Below are 17632 nucleotides of genomic sequence, written 5' to 3' on the forward strand. Positions count from 1 at the left end.
TAAAGGGGTAGGGGAATAACTATGAATAATTTTGTTTGTACAACGTGTGGAGTACAGTATGCAGCGAGTGTGGAAGAACCAGTAAGTTGTGTTATTTGTGATGAGGAGAGACAATATGTTAATCCGAAAGGGCAGTCATGGACAACTTTAGAAAACTTGAGAACGAGTGATACGTATAAAAATGAAATTATAGAAGAAGAAAAAGGACTTTATAGTATTACGACAAAACCAGAATTTGCGATCGGTCAAACGGCATTTGTAGTAAAAACAGAGTCATATCGTTTGCTATGGGATTGTATTACTTATTTAGATGACACGACAATTGAGAAGATAAAAGAGTGGGGCGAATTAGATGCAATCGCACTGTCACATCCACATTATTATTCAACGCAAGTAGAATGGGCGGAAACATTTGATGTACCAATTTATATACACGAAGATGATAAAGAATGGGTGATGCGCCCGAGTAGTCGTATTATTTATTGGACTGGAGAGTCTTTACAATTAGCAGATGGAATTACCATTCATCGTCTCGGAGGACATTTTAGTGGCGGTTCTGTATTACATTGGGAAGAAGGAAATGATGGAAAAGGTATTTTATTAACAGGTGATATTATTCAAGTTGTAGCGGATCAGCAGTGGGTGAGCTTCATGTATAGCTATCCGAACTTAATTCCATTACCCGCGAGAAAGGTTGAGGAAATGGCGAATCGAGTGAAGCTGTTACATTTTAATCGTCTATATAACGCCTTCCACCGAGTAGTAAAAGAAAATGCGAATGAGGCAGTTGAACGTTCTGCGGAAAGATATGTGAAAGCGATAGAAGGAAAGTTGTTTCATACGTAAAAGGAGTGCTAGATTAATGAAAACGTTAGTATGTTTTGGAGATAGTATTACAGCTGATGAAACATTTTTTGGTGGAACGCCAAGGTTAACACCACGTTTGCAAGAGATGTTTCCAAATTGGAAAGTGGTTAATGCAGGTGCCCCGGGTGATAATACGTTCGATGCATTAAATAGGATTGAAGATGATGTATTATCACATAAACCAGACTTTGTAACAGTTTTTCTTGGTACGAATGATTCGGTATTATTTGATCCAGTGCCGTTACAATCTTACAAAGAAAATTTAGAGGGAATTGTAAGTGCGATTTCATCCGAAAAAGTATTATTTATTAGTCCTGCACCAGTTGATGAAGCAAGGCAACATAATAGAGCAAATAAAGTGCTCGGTCAGTATGCAGACGTGGTAGAGGAGGTGGCGAAAGAAACAGGAAGTCATTTTCTAAATTTGTACGCTGAAATGATTCAAGAAAAGGATTATAAGAGATTTGTAGAAGATGAAGAAAAAGATGGATTGCACTTTGGACCAGAAGGCTATGAGTATGTAGCAAAGTTAATTGGTGAAAAGTTAAAAGGGATTTTATAAAAAAGCAAAGCGATATCGCTTTGCTTTTCATTGTTTCTTTTAAATTGGATTAATCTAGAAATGCTTGTTGCAATGCCTTCAGACCATCGCTATAGATACCATGAAACAGATTAATTGCCTCTTCATCACTAACCCCAACAGGAGTGAACGTACCAGACCACTCTACTAACGATGTGTTACTTTCAGTACCTTCTTTAACCTGGATTGTAGATAGATAATTAGTGACTGGGAATGGTGCATTCATAATTGAATACGTGTAGTAGCGCTCCTTATCATTGAATACTTCTAAGCGCTCTATAATCGTAGCACCATCTGGATTAGCTAGATGACGTACACGACCGCCTTCAGTTACTTTGCTGCTAGGTATATAAGGTAACCAGTCTGGAAGGGAGTTAAAACCTCCGATTAATTGCCATACTTGTTCAGGTGAAGCAAAAACTGTCATAGATGTAGTAGTATGTGCCATATTTATTAGACTCCTTTTTATCCCGCTATTTGCAGGGAAATAATCAGTGGGGGATGGCCCACTGATTAAAGTTTCACTTTATTTTACGTTGATTGGTAGTGGTGCATTAGGTGCTACTAGTTTTTGTTCGCGCATTTCTTCCCAGAATGCTGCTGGGATTACTGTGTTCAATGCAGCTTGGTCTTCTACAATGCGTTCAGGTTTACTTGCACCAGGGACAACAGCAGCAACTGCTGGATTAGCTAGTGAAAATTGTAATGCAGCAGCTTTAATACTGATTTCGTGACGATCTGCAAGAGCTTTGATTTTCTCAACCTTTGCGACAATTTCCGGTGACGCTTTTTGATATTCGAAGTGAGCACCTCCAGCAAGAACACCTGAGCTATATGGGCCACCAACAACAATATCCATATTATGCTTTACAGCTGCCGGCATTACTCGTTGCAAGGCACGCTCGTGGTCTAATAGTGAATAACGACCAGCTAACAAGGAGATATTTGGCTTCGCTTCTTCTAAATCTAGCATAAGTTCAATTGATTCTACTTTGTTTACTCCAAGTCCCCAACCTTTAATGACTCCTTCTTCACGTAAACGTGTTAGCGCACGGAATGCTCCTGTTCGAGCCGTTTCAAATTGCGAAATCCACTCATCACCATAAAAGTCTTGTGCTAAATCATGAATGAAAACAAAGTCTAGACGATCTGTTTTTAAACGTTTCAAACTTTGCTCGATAGAACGAAGAGTTGCATCTGCGCTATAATCATTGATCATTTTATTTTTATGACCAAATTCGAAAAGTCCGCCTTTTTCTCCTAAATCACGTGTAGACGGATCTTCCAGTTCATCTGAAATAGTCCGACCTACTTTCGTACTTAAAAAGTAGTCATCACGATTTCTTTTTGACAGTGCTTCACCAAGACGAATCTCCGCTAAGCCAGATCCATAAAGTGGAGCTGTATCAAAGTAACGAACGCCATTCTCCCAAGCAGCATCTACTGTAGCTATTGCTTCTTCTTCTGGGATATTACGGTACATATTACCTAGTGGTGCTGTACCAAAACCGATTTTTTCTTGTAGTAAATTACTCATTAAAGATATCCTCCTAAAATGTATTTGAAAATTAATTAATACTGTATTGCTCACTCAACTCTTACAAATGCTATTATGAAATGTATTTTACATAATGAAAAGTACGTACTTTAAAGTGATATAGATACTAAAAAGTAATACAGGTACTTTTTAGTGTCGTACTACTCATTTACTGTTCACGTATGCTATTATGAAACATGTTTAACACAATAAAAAGTACGTACTTTAAGGTGCTATAGATACTTAAAAGTAATATTTAAAAGTTTTAGCTTAATTGCCTTATAAAATTATCCCGCATTAACGGGCAGTAAAATCCCCACCTCAAAATTCAGTGAAAGCAAAGAAGTTAGGTGGGGATCAACTGCCCGTAAAAGCCCGATTGGTTCAACTAATAATCAGTGGGGGATGAACAAAACCCCCACTGATTAAAGTTTCACTTTATTAAAGGAGATTTTTATATGAAAACATACAATATTCCTGTGGAGGCAACGTTAGAGGTTATCGGTGGGAAGTGGAAAGTAGTAATCCTTTGTCATTTAAAGAAAGACAAAAAGAGAACGTGTGAATTAAAGCAATTAATGTCTGGTATTACACAAAAGATGTTAACACAACAATTACGTGAATTAGAAGAAGATGGTGTAATCGAAAGAAAAGTGTATAACCAAGTGCCGCCAAAAGTAGAGTATTCTTTAACGGATTACGGTCATTCTTTAGATTCTATACTAGATTCTCTTTGTACTTGGGGAGAATTTCATCTTGAAAAGAATGGGAACACGTCCATGCTCATAACAGCAGCCGAATAAACAAGGAAAAAACGAACAGAAATATGTTCGTTTTTTCTTTTTGTTTTGTCATGTATATAGAGGGAGATTTTTTAGCGATATAATTACTTTTTTGTAATATAGGTACTTTTTTGTGCTGTAGGAACTAAAATGTGCCGTATAGAAAATTATGTAATTTTACGCAACAATAAAGAGGGAATTTATAAAAAAGGAGAGGAGAACGCGTGAAACAATATAATATACCTATAGAAGCAACTTTAGAAATTATCGGGGGAAAGTGGAAGGTCGTCATTTTATGCCACTTAACGAAAGGAACGAAGCGAACGAGCGAGTTGCAACGTTTGATTCCAGAAATTTCTGTTAGAATGTTGACGCAGCAACTACGTGAGCTGGAAGAAGACGGTGTAATTACACGTGAAATTTACAAACAAATTCCGCCCCGAGTAGAATACTCCTTAACTGATTATGGGTGGTCTTTGCAAAATGTATTAAATCAATTGACCGTATGGGGAGAACGATGCATAGATAGAAAAAATAGTAAAGTTAAGTGAAATCTCTATATGTAATATTGAAAACACCACCTAATGACGAGGTGGTGTTTTTCAGTATACAACTTTAGAAAGTTACAATGGTGAAAAGTAAGAATCTACACCATATTAATAGCTGTTTTAGCAATGATGAATAATTGATTAAAGTTTTAATAGGTACTTAAAAGTGCCTTCATCACTTTAAAGTACGTACTATGTTTCATAATATAACCGTTTTATAATGACACTCGTAGCAAGAAGTCATAACGGTTTTAAGCTATGTTCAAAAAGACTTATTAACTAGTATAGTTTTTTGTTCAATTTTTTAGTAGGAGATGTCTATATGGTTGAAGAACTTTTTTATAAAAAAATACTCAAAAATCTTTTTTCAGATCCAGTTCAAATTACACTTTGGAATGGAGAAACAATACAATATGGAGAAGGGGAACCTCAATTTCATGTAACCTTCCATAAGCCGCTTTCAAAAAAAGAGATCGCTAGGGATCCTTCTATTGCATTCGGTGAAGCATATATGAATGGGGACCTTGAAATAGAGGGTAATCTTGAAAAAGCAATTCATTCTATTTATAAAAGGCAAGATAGCTTTTTAGGTGATAGTAAATTGCAATATTTCAAAAGTAAATGGAATTTCTCAAAACAAAAAAATAAAGAAGATATAGCTCACCATTATGATATTGGGAACGATTTCTATAAATTATGGCTTGATGAAACAATGACGTATTCTTGTGCATATTTCCAAAATGAGCAGGATTCTTTAACGACAGCTCAACATAATAAAGTGAATCATATTTTGAAAAAGTTGAACCTTCAAAAAGGTGATACGCTATTAGACATTGGTTGCGGGTGGGGTGAGCTCATTACAGCTGCCGCTAAGCAGTACGGTGTGAAAGCGATGGGAGTAACGTTAAGTGAGGAACAATACGCTAAGACTTCCGAGCGAATTAAAAAAGAGGGACTTACAGATTTAGTTGAAGTGTCTTTACTTGATTACCGAGATATTAAGAATCATAAATTTGATAAAATTGTTAGTGTAGGTATGATTGAACATGTAGGAAAAGACAATATTACGCAATACTTTGAGACAGTTAATAAACTACTAAATGATGGTGGGATCTCTCTTCTTCATTGTATTACTTCTCCAGCCAATGGTGGTGCTACGAATGGTTGGATTGAAAAATATATATTCCCTGGCGGATATGTACCTGCTGTTAACGAATTAATCACGAACATGACAAACGAACAATTTTTCATTGTTGATGTGGAAAGCTTACGTAGACATTACGGGAAAACATTGCAACATTGGTCTCAAAATTTTGAAAACGTACTGGAGGAAGTTCGCAAAACGAAAGATGAGCGATTCATTCGTATGTGGCGCTTATATTTAAATGCATGTGCAGCTTCGTTCTTTACAGGTAATATTGATTTACATCAATTTGTATTTACAAAAGGCATTAACGATACAATTCCGATGACACGTTCTTATATGTATGAATAAGAGCATGTAACCAAGTAGCTCTCTACTACTCATCGGGTGTAAATAAAATGATGGTAGGACATAGGTCTATAACTTAACGTCGAGATGGGAATCAGAAAATGATTTCTATCTCGACTTTTTTTAATATATAATTTCAAAACCAAAACTATATACTTTTGATAATAAAAATATATAATAAATATAGAGTCGAAAATATATGAGCAAGGAAGTTGAAGAATATGACATTAACAATGGGCTTTATTGGATTTGGAAAATCAGCTAACCGCTATCATTTACCTTATGTAAATACACGTAAAAATATAAAAGTAAAAACGATTTTTGCTCGCCAAATTAATGAAGAATTAGCGGCTCCATATGAGGAAAAAGGTGTTAGTTTCACTACTGATTTGGATGAATTGTTGAATGATAAAGAAATTCAAGTGGTGACGGTCTGTACGCCAGCACATACGCATTACGAATTAGCGAAAAAAGTTATACTTGCTGGAAAATCAGTTATCGTTGAAAAACCATTTTGCGATACAGTAGAACATGCGAAAGAATTATTAGCTTTAGGACGAGAGAAAGGTGTAGTAATTATGCCTTATCAAAACCGCCGTTTTGATGGTGATTTTTTAGCTGTGAAGCAAGTTGTAGAACAAGGATTCCTTGGTGATATCGTTGAGGTTGAATCACATATTGATTATTTCCGTCCCGGTTTAATCACTCACGAAGGTCCAAAAGAAGAAGGTTCATTTTATAGTTTGGGTATTCATACGATGGACCGTATGATTTCATTATTCGGCCGTCCTGATACGGTGACATACGATATTCGTAATAATGAAGTGGAAGGTGCGGTTGATAACTATTTCGATGTTGGTCTACATTACGGAAATCAGCTGAAAATTAAACTGAAAACGAACCATGTTGTAGCGAAAGATTATCCACGCTTTATCGTTCATGGAACAAATGGATCGTTTATTAAATACGGTGAAGATCAGCAGGAAAATGATCTGAAAGCGGGTATTATGCCTGAAAGTGCAGGATTTGGTGAAGATTCGCCGATGTACTATGGGGTTGCTAAATATCGAAATGCAAACGGTGACTGGATTGAAAAACAAATTAAAACACCGCTTGGTGATTACGGGTGTTTCTATGATGCGGCGTATGAAACAATTGTCAATGGTGCACCAAAACTTGTAAAAGACGAAGAAGCGGTAACAAATATTGAAATCTTGGAAAACGGATTTGCTGCTCCATCACCTTCAGTTTACAAACTTGAGGCTTTAAACTTGAATGAATAGAAGAGGGAATACAGCATAAAGGAGGTATGGAAATGGCAAGCGGATCAACACAAGTAAAATACCTCGGCATTTACCAAAAAATTAAACAGCAAATTTTAGACGGCGAATATAAAATCAACGAAAAAATTCCAAGTAGCCCCGTCCTTGCTGAAGAATTTGGCGTTTCAGTCCTTACCATAAAAAAAGCGCTGGATTTGTTAGTTAGAGACGGCTATATCATCCGCCGGCGCGGAAGTGGAACAGTCGTTCAAGATTGGCGTCAGCAGGAAAAGGCACGAATGATTCAAACTTTAACAGGTACGAAAGCTGTTTACGGCAGTGAGGTAGAAAGTAAAATTATCGAGTTTACGATTGTTGGTGCTGATGAAGTAATTGCTGAGAAATTGGGAGTTTCAATCGGTGATTTCGTCTATAAAATCATCCGCCTTCGCATCATCCACAGCATTCCGACGATTATGGAGCATACATGGATGCCCATTTCGGTCATCCCAGGTGTTGAAGCTTCAGTTTTAGAGGAGTCGATATACTCGCACATTCAAAATAAACTAGGTCTTGAAGTAGGGACATCCGTTGTCAGGGTCAAAGGAATTCGCCCAGATGATAAAGAAAAACAATTTATGAACTTAACAAATCAAGATTTTCTAATGAGAGTTGAACAAGTGGCCTACTTAACGGATGGACGCACTTTTGAGTACTCTTACGCCGATCATTTGCCGGAAACCTTTGAATTCGAAACAGTCATTACCGCAAAAAGTTATAAAGAGGCATAAAAAATAGGTTGGGGCAAGTATTGCCTCAACCTATTTTTATATCTTCAATATAGTAGGAACGATTATTATTCATCAGCTGTAATAAGCATGGACGTGTTCCCGTTTTTTTCAAGGTGAACCTCTCCCCAACTGCAGAGGGAATCGAGTATCGCTCCTAAAGACGAACCGTAATCGGTTAAAGAATACTCTACTTTCGGTGGCACTTGGTCATATACTTTTCTTTGGATTACATCGTCTTCTTCCAGTTCCCGTAATTGTTGCGTTAACATTTTTTGAGTAATACCAGGCATTAAACGTTTTAATTCGCTCGTTCTTTTTGTTCCTTTCTTTAAATGGCAAAGGATAACGACTTTCCACTTTCCACCAATAACTTCTAAAGTTGCTTCGACAGGAATATTATATGTCTTCATAAAAAACTCCTTTGATAAATTTAGATTACAGTTTTGGATTCACATACGTTGTAATACTAAAATTATTTCTTTTTAGTGCTTATAATACTTTAAAGTGCGTACTATTTATTGTGCTAAATATCGTTCATAATAACCGATGTAAGAGAGAAATAAGCAGAACGGCACTTGAAAATGCATACGTTACTTTTTAGTACCTATAATACTTTAAAGTGTGTACTATTTATTGTGCTAAATATATTTCATAATAGCACATGTAAGTAAGAAATGAATAAAATGTATTTTGAAGTGCATTGGAAATTGGTTCGCCATAACGCTATGGGGAAATTCACACAAAAAATGATTAATTACTCCAAGACTTAACAGTTGATTAATCTTACTGTAATGTATAAAATTACAGTAAGATTTTTAAAAGTGAGTGGTTATCGTCTGTAAAATGTAGTTTCAATAATTTTATAAAAGAAGCATGAAAAGAAACATGAAAAGAAACGAATAGTAGAAATAAACGAAACATTGCCGAATAAATAATATTACGTGTATTTGTTTCTGAACTGTAATCTTTTTTAATACATTTCAATAACCGATATTTAAAATGTACGTTTCATAAAGAAAATTAAAGGAGTGAGTGAAATATGGTGGTTTTATATACAACAACAAGCTGTGGTTCATGTCGAAAAGCGAAAGCATGGCTTGAAGAGAATCAAATTGATTATACTGAAAAAAATATCGTATCCAATTCTCTTACAGTCGATGAACTTAAATCCATTCTTCGTTTAACTGAAGATGGTGCTACTGAAATTATTTCAACTAGATCTAAAACTTTTCAAGACTTAAATATAAATATAGATGAACTTTCGCTGAATGAATTTTATAAATTAATAATTGAGCATCCGCTAATGTTACGTCGCCCAATTATGCTGGACGAGAAAAGATTACAGATTGGTTTTAATGACGAAGAAATTCGTAAATTTTTACCACGTAGCGTTCGAACATTCTTAAATATTGAACTGCAAAAGTTGGCTAATTAATAAGTAATAGTATGAAAGAGAAATTTTTTGAAAGGAGGAAACAGAAGGTGATAGAAGTATGCGTTACAGTTAATTATAAAGATAGAAACTATCAAACAAATGTTATTGTAAGCAAAGATACGGTGTGGACAAAAATTAAACAATTGGCAGAAGAACAAGTCAAAAAACAGTGGGATTTTTAAATTTGATTATTTAAAAAATGAAGTTGTAGGTTAGAGATTATAACTAAATCCAAGACTTTTCAGCAATTAAATATAAAAAAAATTTGAAAGGAGGAAACAGAAAATGATAGAAGTATGCGTAACAGTTAATTATAACGATAGAAATTATCAAACAAATGTTATTGTAAGCAAAAATACGATATGGACAAAAATTAAACAGTTGGCAGAAGAACAAGTGAAGAAACAATGGAGTCTTTAAATGTATTTTTAACTTAAAAAGCTAAATGAAGTTATGGAATATAGGCGAGTTCGGATAGAATATAAAGGAATTTATTTTTTATGGTAAGAATTATTTATATATATTTTAACATTCGACCAGCCTATCTGTAATATTTATGGCTACAGTATGTTAATATACGAGAAACAACATTTTTGATCATAGGAGGAAAACAATGAACAGCGACTTTACCTTGGCCATTCACAGTTTAACTTATTTAGCTTTACAGCCAGACCGGATGTCAACAAGTAGTGCTATTTCAGAAAGTGCAGGTGTTCATCCAGTACGCATTCGCAAAGTGCTAAGTTTGTTAAAAAAACATAAGTTCATACAATCAAAAGAGGGAACTGGTGGAGGTTTTATTTTCGCTCGTGATTTAAGTGAAGTTAATCTCTGGCATATTTATCAAATAACCTCTGAAGGTGCATTGCAGCCGAAGTGTCCGGAATCGAATGATCAGTGTGTTGTAGGATCGAACATGCGAAAAGTTCTTTTTGCCATTTTCTTAGGCGCGGAAGAGCATCTAGGTGAATACTTAAAGAATTATACAATGAAAGAAGTTGTTGATCTTATTAATCAAGAACGTTAAGCGGCTTAAAGATTATATAGCCGTGAGTTCTTAACACTTAAATGTAATGAAAAATATTACAGTTCAATTTCGTTTTTATATCTTTTATATCGTCACAAAAAATATTTATAAGAAGGTGAAAAATTATGATGTCAAATAATAATCAAGTTTTAAAAGTAGGAGATTGGGTTCGTGGAATATCAAATGAGGGTGAATTCATAGTTGGTTACATTGTATCCCTTGATAAAGTGGAAGATGTAGTTACAGTTAGCATTGTGAAACGTGACGACAAGTACACAATAAACGAAGCGATTTTACTCTTTAGTAAACACGTTAACAAACTCCCTGAATCAAAGGTAATCAATAAGGAGCAAATTCTTTATCTTATAGATTTAGCATTATTAACAGGGGATGAAGAATGGTTTATTGAGCTTTCTTCAAAATTAAACTCGATAAAAGAGCTAGTTAATGGGGGAGTTTAAAAATTATAATAAATATAATATCTATTTGTATTTTTAAGTTTCTGTAAAATCAATCCTTTGGTTTTAAATAATTCCATTCATCAAATATTATCTATCATCAATAGCTTAGATGTGTAAAGTCATTTCACTGCCAATAACGATAATTATGTAAATAAGCTGTCCAAATGGGCAGCTTATTGCAATTAGTCACGTCTAAATGGACCTTTTGGAGCAATTAGCTCTAAATTAGTACCATCTGGATCACGGAAGTAGGCAACACCTGTACCAAATCCAGATTTCAAGCCATCATCTTCTTGGAAGACAATAGGTTCTCCATCTGGTTCTATTCCAATTGCTTTTAGACGTTCTACAGCGGCATCGATATCTTCTACTTCAAAACAAAGGTGCATCGCACTAATTTGATCATTTGAGTAAGAGGCTTTATCTGATTTAGGGACAACGTATTCTAGAATGTCGATATTCAAATTGTCTAAGTGTAGGTTGGCATATTTAATACGAGTATCTTCAAGTCCTTGGGTTTGCGCCATTCTCTTTCCGCCAATTTCATCGATGTTTGATATTTTCTTACCTGTTAATGCTTCATAAAAAACGATAGATTTTTCTAAATTACTTACTGTAATTCCGACGTGATTTACTTGTGAGAATCCTGCTGTTTTTTCACTCATTTTTGTTGCCTCCTATTTTTAGGTGGTGTAGTGTATTTGTTTCACCAATCTTTTACTGTAATTAAAATGAGCCTTTAGTAGGAGTTCTATTCTAAGTCGTTTGTAACAACACACGAGAAATATAAGAGTGTTTTTTGATCGGAAAAGAATCTAGTATCGGCTAGGTTCTTTTTATTTTTCATTTGTCTTGATACAAAAATTTGATGAATTTGAATTACAGCCATTAAGCAAAAAAGTTTGATATGAAAAATATTATTCTTTAGTACATACATTTTTAAGATGTTAAATATATTTCATAATAGTCTCTGTAAGATAGGGATAAGTAGAATAGTACTTTAAAGTACCTATAGCACTTTAAAGTGCGTACTTTTTATAACTTTGAATATCATTCATAATAGCACCAGTAAGAAGAAAACAAGCTTTACGGTACTAGTTACCAACGATGTTACAGCAGTTTATTTAGAAGCAGATTGATTGAAAGGTTGTACTATATGGCCTAATAATTTCAAAAAATGCCGCAGTGGCATAAAACAATTATGGAGGTTAAAGATATGAGTACTTCAAATTTGAATGAAATAAGTAAACAAATTTTAAAAGAGGAGGAAACACTTCAATTTTCCTCTTTTACAAATGAAGATGCCTTGCAACTAGGTTTATTTATCGTTGAAACAGCAAAGCGAGAGGGGAAATTGATTGCTGTTGATATAACGAAAAATGGTGTGCAATTATTTCATTTCAAGATGACAGGGACAAATGAGGAAAATACGAAATGGATTGAGCGTAAAAAACGAGTCGTTTCCCTGCATGATCGTAGCTCGTATTATATGCAGATACAAAGTGAAATAACTGGAATTTCATATAATGAAAAATATCTTTTAGATACTTCGGAATATGCTGCGTTTGGTGGATGCTTTCCTATCAGAATAAAAAACGTAGGGGTTATTGGAATGATAACAGTTTCAGGATTACCGCCAGAAGTAGATCACGAATTGGTAGTAAGAGCAGTTAAAAATCATTTGAACCAATAGTTGTAGTGAATAAATAATTAACTTTAGGGGGCAATACTATGCCATTAATTGAACTAAATACTTGGCCAACCATGTCAACAGAAGAAAAGCAGGAATTCATTTATAATGTAACGGAACTTACAATAAACCTATTAAAAATTGTCCCTGACAAAATTCAAGTGTTGATAACGGAACTTGAGAAAGAAAATTGGGGGAAAGCTGGGGCTGTAGCAAGTGATGCTACCTTTGCCGAGAAAAGTAGGGTGTCCAATTGGGAGACAAAAGAGTCTTACGATACACCGGGTCGTAACGTTGATGGGATGGCTATTATTAAGATTGATATATGGAATACATTTGATCAAGATACAAAGGATAAGTGGGTAAACGAACTTACACAATTAACATCTAAATATACTCATGCACCTTTGGATAAAGTCCTTATTCTTATCCGTGAAATGATTCCAGGAAACTGGGGGCAAAGTGGTGTAACGGGAGCCAATGAAGATTTTCTTTCCAAAAGTCGTACATTTTAATGATTAAATAAAAAGGAAAAAATGAACATATTTCTGTTCGTTTTTGCCTTTTTTATTATTTGTCTGCGGTAATGAGCATGAGTGTATTCTCACCCTTTTCTAGATGAAAAGGATAAGAGAATCTAGTATAGAATCTAAAGATTGATTGTAATCAGTTAAAGAATATTCTATGTCCGGTTGTACGCTATTCTTCGGATAGCACTGTTTTTCCATTTTTAATCGATATCCTCTAAAGTTGCCTCTACAGGAAGAGTGTATTTCTCCATATGAAACTCTTCATTGTTGAATGTAGATTTCAATTTTGAGCAAAATAAGCTAGGTTATGTAAATGTTACTTTTTAGTACCTACAGCACTTTAAAGTACGTACTATTCATTATGTTAAATGTATTTCATAATAGTACATGCAAGAGAAAAGCGAGAAGTACGATACTAAAAAGTGCCTATAGTACTTTAAAGTGCGTTCTTTAAAAAGAGAATGAAACCATTCATAATAGCGTTTGTAGAGATTAAATATATTTTTTAGAAGATAAAAGGGCCTTTTTATCGCACTATTATGATGGGAATTATAGGGAAGAGGGGAAACTCAATTGAATTCATATACAGCAACGTATTCAGAAGTTCAGACGAATCGAAGAAGTATATTAGCGCTATTAGCGCTAGCAATTAGTGCGTTCGGGATTGGGACAACTGAATTTGTTAGTGTCGGTTTATTACCATCTATTTCGGAAGATTTACATGTTTCGGTTACAACAGCTGGTTTAACAGTTTCTTTATATGCGTTAGGCGTAGCGTTTGGTGCTCCGGTATTAACGTCATTAACAGCTAATATGTCACGAAAAACGTTATTAATGTGGATTATGATTATTTTCATTATTGGTAACGGAATAGCAGCTGTAGCAACAAGCTTCACTGTATTACTTATTGCGCGAATCGTTTCTGCACTTTCGCATGGTGTGTTTATGTCAATTGGTTCAACGATTGCTGCGGCACTTGTACCAGAAAATAAACGTGCTAGCGCGATTGCAATTATGTTTACGGGCGTAACGGTTGCGACTATTACAGGGGCACCAATTGGAACATTTATTGGTCAACAATTTGGCTGGAGAACATCATTTTTAGCAATTGTAGTAATTGGAATTATTGCCTTAATCGCAAATAGTATTCTCATTCCATCGAATATGAAAAAAGGTACGTCTGTATCATTCCGCGATCAATTTAAATTGATTACGAATGGAAGACTGTTACTAGTTTTCATCATTACTGCATTAGGATATGGGGGGACATTCGTAACATTTACGTATTTATCTCCGTTGTTACAAGAGGTAACAGGATTTAAAGCAAATACGGTTACTATCATTTTATTAGTGTATGGAATCGCCATTGCGATAGGGAATGTGATTGGCGGGAAATTATCGAATCATAATCCAATTCGAGCGCTATTTTACATGTTCTTTATTCAAGCGATTATATTATTTGTTTTAACATTTACAGCGCCATTTAAAGTAGCTGGGTTAATTACAATTATTTTCATGGGACTATTCGCATTTATGAATGTTCCAGGGTTACAAGTATATGTCGTAATGTTAGCTGAACGATTTGTACCGAGTGCTGTCGATGTTGCATCGGCAATTAATATTGCGGCGTTTAATGCTGGGATTGCTCTTGGTGCTTACTTAGGCGGTATTGTAACGAACTCGTTAGGGTTAATTCATACGGCTTGGGTAGGCGGCATTATGGTAGTAGGTGCTGTTATTTTAACAGCATGGAGTATGACATTAGAAAAAAGAGATCAAGTAAAATAAAGTGAAACTTTAATCAGTGGGAGTGTTCTTCTACCAATGATTATTAGCCCTCACCAATTGGACGTTTACGGGCAGTTTATTTCCCACTTAACGTCTTTGCTTCAGCCGAATTTTGAAGTGTGAATTTTACTGCCCAGCAAATAGCGGGATAAAAGGAGAGAAAATAAAATGAAAAACTTACAAAGTAAAACAGTATTAAATAATGGTGTAGAAATGCCTTGGTTCGGTTTAGGTGTATTTAAAGTAGAAGAAGGACCAGAACTTGTAGAAGCAATTAAATCAGCGATTAAAGCAGGATACCGCAGCATCGATACAGCGGCGATTTACGGAAATGAAACAGCTGTAGGTGAAGGAATCCGTGCTGGTATTGAAGTGACTGGAATTTCAAGAGAAGAATTATTTATCACTTCAAAAGTATGGAACGCAGATCAAGGATATGAAGAAACAATTGCTGCATATGAAGAGAGCTTAAAAAAATTAAAACTAGATTATTTAGATTTATATCTTGTTCACTGGCCTGTAGAAGGAAAATATAAAGATACGTGGAGAGCGTTAGAAACACTTTATAAAGAAAAGCGCGTACGTGCAATTGGTGTAAGTAACTTCCAAATCCATCACTTGCAAGATGTAATAAAAGATGCTGAAATTAAGCCAATGATTAACCAAGTGGAATACCATCCACGTTTAACGCAAAAAGAATTACAAGCTTTCTGTAAAGAACAAGGTATTCAAATGGAAGCATGGTCACCGCTAATGCAAGGTCAATTATTAGATAATGAAACATTACAAGCAATTGCTGATAAACACGGTAAAACAACAGCGCAAGTTATCCTACGTTGGGACTTACAAAATGGAGTTATTACAATTCCAAAATCAACGAAAGAACACCGTATTATTGCAAACGCTGATGTATTTAACTTTGAATTAACGAAAGAAGATATGGAAAAAATCGATGCGTTAAATCAAAATCACCGCGTTGGTCCAGATCCTGATAACTTTGATTTCTAATAGAAATGAGTAAAAGAGTGCAAAAAATTGCGCTCTTTTTTTATAGTTTCTATTCAATAAAGTGTTTCTGTTTATGACTTTTGAATTGTTTTAGGTTATGTGGAAAACTGATTTTAAAATAGTATAAAGTTTGACATAAAATAATGCATTCTATAAAATGTATGCTATAGCATGTATATTATAAGTTGTTTGGAGGTGGCATATGGGCTTATATGATTTAACAGGATATCTTGTTCATCGTACTGATGTGAAGTTAACAAATTATATAAGGTAAGTTATTATCACATATTCCTTATATAATTTATCATTTATATGCTATAGCATATAAATATCATTTCTTAACTTGTAATGTTCAAAATTTAAATAATATAGTAAAAAATTTATGAAACGAGGAGATTTTAGTTATGGAAAAATTCATATTAGCGTTTGATAGAGAACTTGTAATTGCAGAAAAAACAGATTCATCATGGAGCGTCCACTCGCAGTTTGTAGGTGCTAATCCGGTTGCTTTAGCTTTAGATCCATACGACCCAGAAAGAATGTATTGTGGTACTTTTGATAGGGGATTATGGAGAAGCAAAGATGGAGGAAGTTCATGGGAAGCGATTGGTACGTTACCTTCATTTGGTGAAGTTTTCCCAGCTAATGCTATTCATATGAGAGCTATTACAGCGGTTTCTGTATCTCCAGCGAAGGGTGATGACCGTAACGGGATCGTATATGTAGGAACTGAACCGAGCGCAATGTTTGTATCCAAAAATGGAGGAGACAGTTTTGAATTGCTAACGGATTATCGACAAATGCCATCGTATTCATCATGGTTCTTTCCTCAAAGAACATATACGCACCACGTAAAACATATTGAAATTGATGCTAATAATCCAGAAACTATTTATACAACGATTGAGGTTGGGGGATTAATTAAAAGTGTAGATGGCGGTATGACGTGGACTGAGGAAAAAGAGGGGAACTATCCTCAAGATATTCACATTCTTAAATCGCATCGCAATGCTCCAAATCGTTTATACGGGGTGTTAGGTGATTCATTCTTGAAAGAACCAGGTCAAGAATATGCGGAGAGTAATGATGGAGGTAAGACTTGGAACTATATGTGTAGTGGGCTAAAGCATCATTACGCATATCAAATGGCAGTTAACCCAAATGATCAAGAAAATATTATTATCGCAACATCTTCAAATCCACACGTAGCGCATGATTACAATAATGGAAATTGTGAATCATTTATTTATAAGAAAGAAAAAGATCAACCTTGGGCAGAAATGAATGCAGGTTTACCAACTCCTAAAGGCACAATCATACCAGTATTAAAGGGAACAAGTGATGGAACGTTTTATCTGTTTAGCAATAAAGGAGTGTATCAGTCAGTAGACGGTGGTTCAAATTGGACATCATTAGAGATTCCTTGGGAGAATAGATTTATGGAACAACATCCTTATGAGATGTTAATTATTAAATAAGCAATGAGTATAGTTTTTACTACTATTCATTAAGAATGGTTAGTTGAATTTAAATTGAAAATGTAAAAAGCCAGGTAATGCGTTATTCATGCCACCTGGCTTTTTTGCTGGTTAAAGTTATATTTGTGTAAATATGAAACACGCAGGATATATTAATAGAGAATGGATAAAATAGTATCGAATGATCACTAGATTGTATCAATGATGTTATAAGACGTTTTTTAGGTGAACTGAAGTGGTTTAAATGAAGCAGTTTAGTTAGATTCAGTATGAATGGCAAATTGGTGTTATGGAGTTCAATGATTCAAAAATGAACGAATTTAAACGCATATTATCTTCACGATGGATCATTTTGA

Annotated in this window: 21 protein-coding genes; 17 read left to right on the forward strand and 4 right to left on the reverse strand. The window is 34.8% G+C overall.

What is annotated here, in order from left to right; genetic code table 11:
* The first annotated feature begins 21 nt into the window (after positions 1 to 21).
* Both CDB3_RS07690 and CDB3_RS07695 read left to right on the forward strand, forming a co-directional pair.
* A complete protein-coding gene (locus CDB3_RS07690; protein ID WP_128853990.1) occupies positions 22 to 846 on the forward strand; it encodes an MBL fold metallo-hydrolase in 825 nt (274 codons plus the stop codon).
* A gap of 16 nt (positions 847 to 862) precedes the next feature.
* On the forward strand, positions 863 to 1429 hold the full coding sequence (locus CDB3_RS07695; RefSeq protein WP_128853991.1) for an SGNH/GDSL hydrolase family protein: 567 nt from the start codon (positions 863 to 865) through the stop codon (positions 1427 to 1429).
* A gap of 49 nt (positions 1430 to 1478) precedes the next feature.
* Here the strand turns inward: CDB3_RS07695 and CDB3_RS07700 are convergent, their stop codons facing one another.
* Together CDB3_RS07700 and CDB3_RS07705 are read right to left on the reverse strand one after the other, a co-directional pair.
* Positions 1479 to 1895, reverse strand: coding sequence for an SRPBCC family protein (locus CDB3_RS07700; RefSeq protein ID WP_128853992.1), 417 nt, complete (start codon positions 1893 to 1895; stop codon positions 1479 to 1481).
* A gap of 78 nt (positions 1896 to 1973) precedes the next feature.
* Positions 1974 to 2984 (reverse strand): aldo/keto reductase, encoded by a 1011-nt coding sequence (locus CDB3_RS07705; RefSeq protein WP_128853993.1) that lies wholly within the window; start codon positions 2982 to 2984, stop codon positions 1974 to 1976.
* Between the two features lie 458 nt (positions 2985 to 3442).
* Here CDB3_RS07705 and CDB3_RS07710 point away from each other — a divergent pair, with 458 nt between their 5' ends.
* From CDB3_RS07710 to CDB3_RS07730, 5 genes are all read left to right on the forward strand, one after another.
* A complete protein-coding gene (locus tag CDB3_RS07710) occupies positions 3443 to 3787 on the forward strand; it encodes a winged helix-turn-helix transcriptional regulator (RefSeq protein ID WP_128853994.1) in 345 nt (114 codons plus the stop codon).
* Between the two features lie 203 nt (positions 3788 to 3990).
* Entirely contained in the window at positions 3991 to 4317 is a 327-nt protein-coding gene (locus CDB3_RS07715; RefSeq protein ID WP_128853995.1) for a winged helix-turn-helix transcriptional regulator, read from the forward strand.
* 319 nt (positions 4318 to 4636) lie between these two features.
* A complete protein-coding gene (locus tag CDB3_RS07720; RefSeq protein WP_128853996.1) occupies positions 4637 to 5809 on the forward strand; it encodes a cyclopropane-fatty-acyl-phospholipid synthase in 1173 nt (390 codons plus the stop codon).
* 218 nt (positions 5810 to 6027) lie between these two features.
* The gene (locus CDB3_RS07725; RefSeq protein WP_128853997.1) at positions 6028 to 7089 is read left to right on the forward strand and encodes an oxidoreductase; all 1062 of its coding nucleotides are present in this window, start codon (positions 6028 to 6030) and stop codon (positions 7087 to 7089) included.
* 32 nt (positions 7090 to 7121) lie between these two features.
* Complete coding sequence (locus tag CDB3_RS07730) at positions 7122 to 7859, forward strand: GntR family transcriptional regulator (RefSeq protein WP_128853998.1); 738 nt, start codon at positions 7122 to 7124, stop codon at positions 7857 to 7859.
* 65 nt (positions 7860 to 7924) lie between these two features.
* Here CDB3_RS07730 and CDB3_RS07735 read toward each other — a convergent pair whose 3' ends face one another.
* A complete protein-coding gene (locus CDB3_RS07735; RefSeq protein ID WP_061131035.1) occupies positions 7925 to 8269 on the reverse strand; it encodes a winged helix-turn-helix transcriptional regulator in 345 nt (114 codons plus the stop codon).
* Positions 8270 to 8898: 629 nt separating this feature from the next.
* Here CDB3_RS07735 and spxA point away from each other — a divergent pair.
* From spxA to CDB3_RS07760, 5 genes are all read left to right on the forward strand, one after another.
* On the forward strand, positions 8899 to 9294 hold the full coding sequence (spxA, locus tag CDB3_RS07740; protein WP_128853999.1) for a transcriptional regulator SpxA: 396 nt from the start codon (positions 8899 to 8901) through the stop codon (positions 9292 to 9294).
* Positions 9295 to 9341: 47 nt separating this feature from the next.
* Positions 9342 to 9476 carry a BA3454 family stress response protein gene (locus CDB3_RS07745; protein WP_000573519.1) on the forward strand — a complete coding sequence of 45 codons (135 nt, stop codon included), beginning with the start codon at positions 9342 to 9344 and terminating at the stop codon, positions 9474 to 9476.
* Positions 9477 to 9579: 103 nt separating this feature from the next.
* A complete protein-coding gene (locus tag CDB3_RS07750; protein ID WP_071747492.1) occupies positions 9580 to 9714 on the forward strand; it encodes a BA3454 family stress response protein in 135 nt (44 codons plus the stop codon).
* 193 nt (positions 9715 to 9907) lie between these two features.
* Entirely contained in the window at positions 9908 to 10321 is a 414-nt protein-coding gene (gene saiR, locus CDB3_RS07755; protein WP_071747491.1) for an Rrf2-family transcriptional regulator SaiR, read from the forward strand.
* A gap of 125 nt (positions 10322 to 10446) precedes the next feature.
* On the forward strand, positions 10447 to 10782 hold the full coding sequence (locus CDB3_RS07760; protein ID WP_071747490.1) for an IDEAL domain-containing protein: 336 nt from the start codon (positions 10447 to 10449) through the stop codon (positions 10780 to 10782).
* 182 nt (positions 10783 to 10964) lie between these two features.
* Here the strand turns inward: CDB3_RS07760 and CDB3_RS07765 are convergent, their stop codons facing one another.
* Complete coding sequence (locus CDB3_RS07765) at positions 10965 to 11447, reverse strand: VOC family protein (RefSeq protein WP_071747489.1); 483 nt, start codon at positions 11445 to 11447, stop codon at positions 10965 to 10967.
* 512 nt (positions 11448 to 11959) lie between these two features.
* Between CDB3_RS07765 and CDB3_RS07770 the strand changes: the two genes are divergently transcribed.
* From CDB3_RS07770 to CDB3_RS07795, 5 genes are all read left to right on the forward strand, one after another.
* Positions 11960 to 12475: a heme-degrading domain-containing protein gene (locus tag CDB3_RS07770; protein WP_128854000.1), complete on the forward strand. Its 516-nt coding sequence runs from the start codon at positions 11960 to 11962 to the stop codon at positions 12473 to 12475.
* Positions 12476 to 12513: 38 nt separating this feature from the next.
* Entirely contained in the window at positions 12514 to 12987 is a 474-nt protein-coding gene (locus tag CDB3_RS07775) for a tautomerase family protein (protein ID WP_071771902.1), read from the forward strand.
* Between the two features lie 588 nt (positions 12988 to 13575).
* Complete coding sequence (locus CDB3_RS07785) at positions 13576 to 14790, forward strand: MFS transporter (protein ID WP_128854001.1); 1215 nt, start codon at positions 13576 to 13578, stop codon at positions 14788 to 14790.
* A 168-nt stretch (positions 14791 to 14958) separates the two neighbouring features.
* Entirely contained in the window at positions 14959 to 15798 is an 840-nt protein-coding gene (locus tag CDB3_RS07790; RefSeq protein WP_128854002.1) for an aldo/keto reductase, read from the forward strand.
* Positions 15799 to 16202: 404 nt separating this feature from the next.
* Positions 16203 to 17276, forward strand: a complete 1074-nt coding sequence (locus CDB3_RS07795) for a WD40/YVTN/BNR-like repeat-containing protein (protein ID WP_128854003.1) — start codon at positions 16203 to 16205, stop codon at positions 17274 to 17276.
* Positions 17277 to 17632 lie beyond the last annotated feature (356 nt).

It is taken from the genome of Bacillus sp. CDB3 (genome assembly GCF_002081505.1).
Classification (GTDB): domain Bacteria; phylum Bacillota; class Bacilli; order Bacillales; family Bacillaceae_G; genus Bacillus_A; species Bacillus_A cereus_AT.